This is a genomic window from Shewanella sp. NKUCC05_KAH (genome assembly GCF_019345585.1).
GTDB lineage: Bacteria > Pseudomonadota > Gammaproteobacteria > Enterobacterales > Shewanellaceae > Shewanella > Shewanella oncorhynchi.
On record NZ_JAHKQZ010000072.1, the window covers coordinates 1 to 223 of the forward strand.

The 223-nt window shown below is 49.8% G+C and carries 1 pseudogene; it reads right to left on the reverse strand.

Annotated elements, in window-relative coordinates:
* Positions 1–223 (reverse strand): annotated as a pseudogene (locus tag KO533_RS22515) (hypothetical protein); the annotation flags it as partial.

Sequence of the window (223 nt, forward strand, 5' to 3'; positions counted from 1 at the left end):
CGATAGCCATAGGCTATTGGCTTGCGTACCATGTAACTGTGGCACCAACCAAAGCAAATCAGCTTTACATGGCACAAGGTTATTCCAGCGCCAAACCACTGAGGCGGTAATGCCCAGTAATGCCTTAGCTTGCCACTTGGCCGTCACGATTTGCGTCACATGGCCAACTTGCCATTGTGACGTTAACTGTGTGGCATGGCTTTGGGTGGCTTCTTTAATGGTT